The sequence below is a fragment of the Tenacibaculum piscium genome (assembly GCF_021390715.1).
GTDB classification, from domain to species: Bacteria; Bacteroidota; Bacteroidia; order Flavobacteriales; family Flavobacteriaceae; genus Polaribacter; species Polaribacter piscius.
Window position 1 is genome coordinate 1 of sequence record NZ_JAJGWT010000020.1, and the last position, 9329, is coordinate 9329.

The 9329-nt window shown below is 26.4% G+C and carries 5 protein-coding genes; all 5 read left to right on the forward strand.

All coding sequences use genetic code 11. From position 1 onward, the window contains the following. Positions 1 to 2808 precede the first annotated feature (2808 nt). Positions 2809 to 4041, forward strand: coding sequence for a S41 family peptidase (locus L0U77_RS11550; protein ID WP_233901236.1), 1233 nt, complete (start codon positions 2809 to 2811; stop codon positions 4039 to 4041). Between the two features lie 803 nt (positions 4042 to 4844). Then, complete coding sequence (locus L0U77_RS11555) at positions 4845 to 5624, forward strand: hypothetical protein (protein WP_233901237.1); 780 nt, start codon at positions 4845 to 4847, stop codon at positions 5622 to 5624. Positions 5625 to 6498: 874 nt separating this feature from the next. Beyond that, entirely contained in the window at positions 6499 to 6831 is a 333-nt protein-coding gene (locus tag L0U77_RS11560) for a type II toxin-antitoxin system RelE/ParE family toxin (protein WP_232120105.1), read from the forward strand. Between the two features lie 10 nt (positions 6832 to 6841). Then, complete coding sequence (locus L0U77_RS11565) at positions 6842 to 7174, forward strand: helix-turn-helix domain-containing protein (protein ID WP_232118984.1); 333 nt, start codon at positions 6842 to 6844, stop codon at positions 7172 to 7174. Positions 7175 to 7338: 164 nt separating this feature from the next. Continuing rightward, positions 7339 to 8382 carry a hypothetical protein gene (locus L0U77_RS11570; protein ID WP_233901238.1) on the forward strand — a complete coding sequence of 348 codons (1044 nt, stop codon included), beginning with the start codon at positions 7339 to 7341 and terminating at the stop codon, positions 8380 to 8382. Positions 8383 to 9329: the final 947 nt, after the last annotated feature.

Consider the following 9329-nt stretch of genomic DNA (forward strand, 5'->3'; position numbering starts at 1 on the left):
AATAAAAAAATTCTGAATTTTAAACTCGTAAAAAAAAAATGCTGGTTTGCGTAAATCCAAAAAAGAATGTTTAGAATTTTAAAGAAAAAGTTTAATAAAAAAAAAACAAATCCTGAATTTTAAACTCGTGAAAAAATGCTGTTTTACGTGAATCTAAAAAAGAATATTTAGAATTTTAAAGAAAAAATTTAGAAACGCAAAAAAACGTGCTTATCTGAATGTTTCATAACGAAAAACTAACAACGTATATAATTAATTGCTGGTTTTCGCCTACATACGAAAATCCCTTGGGGGATTTTCTATTCCGATTTTTTTTACTAAATTTAGTCCAGAATAACGCAACAAATCATATACAAATCCGTTACAAGTAATTGGCAAAAATTACGCAACTAGAACCTGATTTCTAAGTAAATACAGAAATTTAAAAATATCGCTAGAAAAATATTACGAATAAAATTTAGAATCTATAAATACTTCAATTTACTCTAAATATGAAAATAAAATTGACCGAATTATTACGTGAAATCTGAATTTATAACGCTTGTAGAATTGAGAAAAATACAGAATAGAAATTGCAAAATTTATGCAAAATCTGAAAATAAAATTGACCGAATTATTATGTAAAATCTGAATTTATAACGTTTGTAGAATTAAGCAAAATACAGAATTGAAATTGTAAAATTTACGCAAAATCTGAATTGAAAACTTGTCGAAATTACTCAACTGTTGAATTAAGAAATTGAAAATTAAATCAGAATCACAAATTACAAACTGAAAAAAAACAACTACTTGTAACAACGTATATAAAAAATGCTTAATTTGGTCATAATACAAAAGTCAGTGCCGTTTTGCTACATCTGATTTTCCTGCGGAAAATCCTCGCACACAAAACAGCACTTTTCATATACAAAACGTTAGTTTTCATTATTCAGAAAAAATGGAAATTTCAAGAATAAATAGAATTATCGAGAATATTTAAATAATTAAAATGAATAAATTATGAATTTATAAACTCGTGAAAAAATGTTGTTTTGCTTGAATCTAAAAAATAAAGTTTAGAATTTTAAAGAAAAAGTTCAGAAAAAAATAAACAAATTGAAAATCTTTAAACTCGTAAAAAATCGCTGTTTTACGTAAATMTAAAAAAGAAAGTTTAGATTTTTAAAGAAAAAGTTTAATAAAAAACTCTGAATTTTAAACTCGTAAAAAAATTGCTGGTTTTCGTAAATCCAAAAAAGAGTGTTTAGAATTTTAAAGAAAAAATAAAACATAAACAAATCTTGAATTTTAAACTCGTGAAAAAACCTGTTTTACGTGAATCTAAAAAAGAATGTTTAGAATTTTAAAGAAAAAATAAAACATAAACAAATCTTGAATTTTAAATTCTTGAAAAACTTAGAAACGCAAAAAAAAATGTGCTTATAAAAATGTTTCGCAACGAAAAACTAACAACGTATATAATTAATTGCTGGTTTTCGCCTACATACGAAAATCCCTTGGGGGATTTTCTATTCCGATTTTTTTTACTAAATTTAGTCCAGAATAACGCAACAAATCATATACAAATCCGTTGTATTTAATGGCGGAATTTCCTCAGAAATTCCTAATGAGTATTTTATAAAGTAAAAATTAAGCGGACACAAATTATAGACGAAAAATAGTAAAAAGTGAAAACTACTTCTACTCTAATAAAATAAAAAATTGAAACGTGAAAAACCAGCGTAGAAAAAATTATTTTAAGAAAATAGCTGAGAACAAGTAGAAACGTAAAAAAATCAGCAAATTGGCGGAATTAAGCTCTGAAGCGCAAAAAATTATTAATATTAAAAAGTAATTATGAAAATTCATAAATAAATTGAAAAATTTAAGCTTTTAATAAAATTAATGAATTGAAAGTTGAAACGTAAGAAAATCCGCTGAATTAAACTCTGACCAAAAACTCATTAAAACAAAAATAGAATTATAAATAAATTGAAAAATTTGAATTTCTAATAAAATTAATGAACTAAAATGCAAAAACCACTAAATACAACAACGTATATAATTTATTGCTAGTACTAAACTAATTACGAAAATCCTTAGGGGATTTTCTATTCCGCTTTTATTTACTATATTTAATGCTCGAAATACGCAACAAATAATATACAAAAACGTTAGTTTTCATTGCTCAGAAAAAATGAGAATATTAAAGAAAAAAGAGAATTATCGAGAATATTTAAATAATTAAAATGAATAAATCATGAATTTATAAACTCGTAAAAAAATGTTGTTTTGCTTGAATCTAAAAAATAAACTTTAGAATTTTAAAGAAAAAGTTCAGAAAAAAATAAACAAATTGAAAATCTTTAAACTCATGAAAAATCGCTGTTTTACGTAAATCTAAAAAAGAAAGTTTAGATTTTTAAAGAAAAAGTTTAATAAAAAACTCTGAATTTTAAACTCGTAAAAAAATTGCTGTTTTGCGTAAATCCAAAAAAGAATGTTTAGAATTTTAAAGAAAAAGTTTAATAAAAAAAAAACAAATCCTGAATTTTAAACTCGTGAAAAAATGCTGTTTTACGTGAATCTAAAAAAGAATATTTAGAATTTTAAAGAAAAAATTTAGAAACGCAAAAAAACGTGCTTATCTGAATGTTTCATAACGAAAAACTAACAACGTATATAATTAATTGCTGGTTTTCGCCTACATACGAAAATCCCTTGGGGGATTTTCTATTCCGATTTTTTTTACTAAATTTAGTCCAGAATAACGCAACAAATCATATACAAATCCGTTCTACGCAATTTAAACCAACAACATTACAATTTATGAGAAACCTTATTTTAGCGATATTAATCCTTTTAAATTTTTCTTATGTCAATTCACAGGAAAATAAAATTGACCATAATAAAGTTAAAGAAGACTTAAACGAAATTATAAATGACCTTTCACAGAATTATATTTATTTAAAAGAAAAAAATGTTGATTTAAAATGCATTCAAGAATATTATGAGAGACAAATTCCTAAAATAAAATCAAAAGAAGAAATCGTACTGTTCTTCGAGTATTTACTCAATGAATTTTCCGATAGTCACGTACATCTAAATACAGCTTACAATTCCTCTTATCGTTTGTTCTCACCAATTTATGCAACAGTAAAAAATGAGAAGGTAATTATTTCCAACGTTTGGCAAACCCAAATTAAAAATCTCGACCAAAATTTAATTGGAACGGAACTACTAAAAATAAACGGAATTGATTTGAATAAAGCTATTGATAAGTTTCCAACTCATTGCAATGATAAAAGTTCTCAAAAACTTAGAGAGTGGATTTTAAATAAGATTTTAGCGGGACGCTATAATCAACCAAGAATATTAACTTTAAAAGTTAAAAATAATCAAATCATTGAATTTGATATAGATAAACTCAAAACATTAAAGAATTCTACACTTTTAACATCTAAAACAGAAAACAAAATTGGAATAATTAGAATAAATAATTCTTTGGGAAATAACAACCTAATAAATGAATTTGATAAGGCACTTGATAGTTTAATGCATACTAAAGGATTGATAATTGATTTGAGAAATACTGTGGATGGAGGGAATTCTTATGTTGCTCGTGGAATTATGAGCAGGTTTATAAAAGAACCGAAACCTTATCAAAGACATTTGACGACAGAACAATATGATGGAAATCCTAAAATTGTACGAAGTTGGGTTGAGTATGTAAGTCCAAGAGATATACAATATAAAAAACCAGTTGTGATTATAGTTGGTCGCTGGACAGGAAGTATGGGAGAAGGACTTGCAATCGGATTTGAAGGAATAAATAGAGCAGAAATTGTTGGTTCAGAAATGGAAAGATTAGCAGGAGAAATGAATGGGTTTTCGTTTAAACATCGAAATTTTGGATACAGTCTTTCAACAGCAAAAATTTATCATATAAATGGAATACCAAGAGAAAAGTATGTTCCAACTAATTATGTGAAACAAACAACAAGTGAAAAAGACGAATTTCTTAAAAAGGGAATTGAACTGATTAACAAAATGGCGGAATAAAAACTGCGTAGAACACCGTATATAATTTATTGCTAGTTCAAGCCTACTTACGAAAATCCTCGCGAATTTTCTATTCCGCTTTTATTTACTAAATTAGTTGCTCGAAAAACGCAACAAATAATATACAAAAACGTTAGTTTTCATTATTCAGAAAAAATGGAAATTTCAAGAATAAATAGAATTATCGAGAATATTTAAATAATTAAAATGAATAAATTATGAATTTATAAACTCGTGAAAAAATGTTGTTTTGCTTGAATCTAAAAAATAAACTTTAGAATTTTAAAGAAAAAGTTCAGAAAAAAATAAACAAATTGAAAATCTTTAAACTCGTGAAAAATCGCTGTTTTACGTAAATCTAAAAAAGAAAGTTTAGATTTTTAAAGAAAAAGTTTAATAAAAAACTCTGAATTTTAAACTCGTAAAAAAATTGCTGTTTTGCGTAAATCCAAAAAAGAATGCTTAGAATTTTAAAGAAAAAGTTTAATGAAATATAACAAATTCTGAATTTTAAACTCGTGAAAAAACCTGTTTTACGTGAATCTAAAAAAGAATGTTTAGAATTTTAAAGAAAAAATAAACAAATCTTGAATTTTAAATTCTTAAAAAACTTAGAAACGCAAAAAAACGTGCTTATAAAAATGTTTCGCAACGAAAAACTAACAACGTATATAATTAATTGCTGGTTTTCGCCTACATACGAAAATCCCTTGGGGGATTTTCTATTCCGATTTTTTTTACTAAATTTAGTCCCGAATCACGCAACAAATCATATACAAATCCGTTATGCCCAATTAAGAACGATGAACCTTAAAGAATCATTAAAAGAGTCAAAAATAGATTTAACCAATCTCATACTAATTCCAAGTGGAGGAAGTAGTAGTGACAATTCTGACTTTGAAATTTCACCAAAAGAATTCTTACGATTCTCTAAATTGGATTTTCATTCAAACAATAGACAAGGTTTAATAAATTCTCTTACCAATGCGAAAAGAGCAATCGATTGCCAAATTGATGAAACCTTTAGTATTTTAGGTATCGATTTTCAAGAAATTCCAAAGCAAGCTGAAAATATAATTTCTTTAATGGAATTCAACAATGATTTACCTTATAAATTAAAATTAATTCAGGCTTTAAATCTTGCACCAGCTTATATAGTATCAAAAGCCAGAACTCTAAGAAATAAATTAGAACACTTTTACAAACTACCTACAAAAGAAGAAGTTCAAGAATCTATTGATATTGCGGAATTATTTATTCGTTCGATTGAAGGAAAAACTCGAATTCTAGAAGGTGAATTTTATCTAACAGATTCAAATAACAGAATTGACCATTGGGAATTTGACTCAGGACTTTCTTTTAGTTTTGATGAGAATAATAAAAAATTTAATATTACCACAACCAAAAACAAAGTTCGTTTAGATTCTTTTACTGTTGATTACTCAAAAAGTGAATACTATGGTTTATTAAGGCTAATGCATTCAATTGATGACGAGTTTGAATCTTTAAAATCTGTTCAATTGGTTATTCAATTAATAAAACACGAAATTCCAATAAACAAAATAAAACTTGAATGCGGATAAATAAAAGGGCATAACACCGTATATAATTTATTGCTAGTTCTAGCCTACTTACGAAAATCCTCTCGGATTTTCTATTCGGTTTTTATTTGCTAAATTAGGTGCTTAAAACACGCAACAAACCATATACAATCACGTTGTAAGTAATTCGCAAAAATTACGCAATTAGAACCTGATTTTCAAGTAAATACAGAAATTTAAAAATATCGGTAGAAAAATATTACGAATAAAATTTAGAATCTATAAATACTTGAATTTACTCTAAATATGAAAATAAAATTAACCGAATTATTACGTGAAATTTGAATTTATAACGTTTGTAGAATTGAGAAAAATACAGAATAGAAATTGCAAAATTTACGCAAAATCTGAAAATAAAATCGACTGAATTATTATTTAAAATATGAATTTATAACGCTTATAGAATTGAGAAAAATACAGAATAGGAATTGCAAAATTTATGCGAAATCTGAAAATAAAAATGACCGAATTATTATGTAAAATCTGAATTTATAACGTTTGTAGAATTGAGAAAAATACAGAAAATAAGAATTCAAAAATCACGTAAAATCTGAATTAAAAACTTGTCGAAATTACTCAAATGTTGAATTAAGAAATAGAAAGTTAAATCAGAATTATAAACTGAAAAAAAAACAAACTACTTACAACAACGTATATAAAAAATGCTTAATTTGGTCATAATACAAAAGTCAGTGCCGTTTTGCTACATCTGATTTTCCTGCGGAAAATCCTCGCACACAAAACAGCACTTTTCATATACAAACCGTTGCCAGTAATTTGAAAAAAAACTAATAAGTTTCCATATAATTCAACTTTTATTATTACCTTTGCTAAAGTAAAATGACAAATAGATTGAATGAAACCAAAATTTGAAGTAATATTTCTTGAACAAGCTATTGATTTTATGTCCAAATTGGATACTAAAGCAAAAATGAAAATCTATTACAATTTGGATAAGGCAAAACTTCAAAATGATCCAAAACTGTTTAAAAAACTAACAGATGATATTTGGGAATTTAGAACACTTTATCAAGGAATTCAATATAGACTTTTTGCTTTTTGGGACAAAACAGATAAAACTGAAACGCTTGTATTATCAACACACGGAATGATTAAAAAAGTAAGTAAAGTTCCTAAAGCTGAAATTGAGAAAGCATTGAAAATAAAAACTGAATATTTTAACGAATAATCTGAAAATTATGGCAACAAAAAATAAAAAAATGAAAATGATGACACTTGAACAAATGAAGAACAAAGACATCGGAGTAATTGGAACCCCTGAACGTGATAAATACGAGTTTGATTTACGAATGGAAGTTCTTGGAGATATGATAAAATCTGTCCGAAAAGAACGTAAATTAACTCAGGAGCAACTTGGAGAATTAATTGGAGTTCAAAAATCGCAAATCTCGAAATTGGAAAGAAATACGAAAAATGTAACTATCGAAACGATTTTAAAAGTGTTTAGAGCTTTAAAAGCGAATGTTCGATTTAGTGTTGAAATGAACGAGTCGGAATTTAAAGTAGCATAAGCACTACTGGCAACACCGTATATAATTCATTGCTAGTTCTAGCCTACTTACGAAAATCCTTAGGGATTTTCTATTCCGTTTTTATTTACTAAATTTAGTACTTCAAAAACGCAACAAACCATATACAAACACGTTGTGGTGCATTTAAGAAAAACCGAAAATAAATGAATATTGAGAACAAAAAAGTATGGCAACAAGCTTGTGGAGACAAAGACAGGAACTATTCTCAAATTTGTATGAAATGGGACGTTATTTTAAATGGACCAGGATATGCAGGAGCTTATCCTGAATGCATAGAAATTCTTAAAAAACATAATTGGACATCGAGAAAACGAACTGATATTTGGCGTTTTGCAGAACAAATGCAAAATGGAGATTTAGTTGTTTTAAGATTAGGTACTGATATGGTCTTGGGAGTTGGAGAAATAGTTGGAGAATACGAATGGCTTGATTGTTTCTCTGATGTTGATGGGTGGGATTTACAACACGTTAGAAGAGTCCGTTGGTTATGGAAAGGAATTGATAATCCTAAATATTTTAAAACATACGCTTTAAAACAAGGAGACACAACACAAATCTTAACGGGAAAAGATGTTTTGGATTGGGTTTCAAGTCTTGATATTCCACAAGAAAAGTATGACATACCTATAATTGAATTACCAAAAGCTGGAAAAAAAATTGACCAAAACGAAATTGCTGAATATTTATTTGAAAAAGGAGTTTCAAGCCAATCTATTGAAACACTAACCACCGAATTCGATGAATTAAGAAGAATTGCAAAATGGTATGTTGGAAAAGAAGTACCTTCAGAATTTGAGACCATTTCATATTTGGTAGTTCCTATTTTAAGAGCTTTAGGTTGGACACCACAAAAAATGGCAATTGAATGGCATCGTGTAGATTTAGCATTGTTTGACCAATTACCAAGAGAGGATAAAAATTTATCAATTGTAGTTGAAGCCAAGAAAAAAGGCAATTCTTGTTTGACAGCTAAAAGTCAAGCACAAAATTATGCAAAAGGTAAAAATAATTGTAAGCGATTAATAGTATCTGATGGATTGAGATATGGGACTTACATAAAAGAAAATGATGAATACAAACTAAAAGCGTATTTTAATTTAATTGATTTACGAGAAGAGTACCCAATTTATGGATGTTTAGGAATAAAAGAAGCTCTAACTATAATGACACCTGAATGGCGTGAATAAAAACGACACCACAACACCGTATATAATTTATTGCTAGCTTATCGCCTACTTACGAAAATCCTTAGGGATTTTCTATTCCGTTTTTATTTACTAAATTTAGTACTTCAAAAACGCAACAAACCATATACAAACACGTTGTAAATAATAGCAAAAAAAACTGACCAAAACAAAATAAATAATTGATTTTCAAATAAATAAAAACATTAATTCATTTGTGATCTTTTAAATAAAACTATTTTAAGAAAGAAAAATAATTAAGAATATTTCTAGTTTTCAAGAAAAAGTTCTGAAATGTTTTTTTAACTCGTTTGTAGAATCTGAATCAAAACAAATTTAAGAAAAAGAAGAAAAAATTAAGAATATTTATAGTTTTCAAGAAAGAGTTTTGAAATATTTTTAACTCGTTTGTAAAATCTGAATCAAAAAMAATTTAAGAAAAAGAAGAAAAAATTGAGAATATTTCTAGTTTTCAAAAAAGAGTTTTGAAATATTTTTAACTCGTTTGTAGAATCTGAATCAAAAAAAATTTAAGAAAAAGAAGAAAAAATTGAGAATATTTCTAGTTTTTTAAAAAGAGTTTTGAAATATTTTTAACTCGTTTGTARAATCTRAATCAAAAACAATTTAAGAAAAAGAAGAAAAAATTGAGAATATTTCTAGTTTTTWAAAAAGAGTTTTGAAATATTTTTAACTCGTTTGTAGAATCTAAATCAAAAACAATTTAAGAAAAAGAAGAAAAAATTGAGAATATTTCTAGTTTTTAAAAAAGAGTTTTGAAATGTTTTTTAACTCGTTTGTGGAATTTTAAATTTTATCGKTTTTTTGAATMGTAATTTAATAATCAAAGTTAGGAATAAACAAAAAGCTACTATTTACAACAACGTATATAATTAATTGCTAGTACTMGCCTACWTACGAAAATCCCYYRRGGGATTTTCTATTCCGAT

What these genes read in the sequence shown, in the direction of transcription:
- L0U77_RS11550 (WP_233901236.1), top strand. Translation starts at nt 2,809, where the DNA reads ATGAGAAACCTTATTTTAGCGATATTAATCCTTTTAAATTTTTCTTAT.
- L0U77_RS11555 (WP_233901237.1), top strand. Translation starts at nt 4,845, where the DNA reads ATGAACCTTAAAGAATCATTAAAAGAGTCAAAAATAGATTTAACCAAT.
- L0U77_RS11560 (WP_232120105.1), top strand. Translation starts at nt 6,499, where the DNA reads ATGAAACCAAAATTTGAAGTAATATTTCTTGAACAAGCTATTGATTTT.
- L0U77_RS11565 (WP_232118984.1), top strand. Translation starts at nt 6,842, where the DNA reads ATGGCAACAAAAAATAAAAAAATGAAAATGATGACACTTGAACAAATG.
- L0U77_RS11570 (WP_233901238.1), top strand. Translation starts at nt 7,339, where the DNA reads ATGAATATTGAGAACAAAAAAGTATGGCAACAAGCTTGTGGAGACAAA.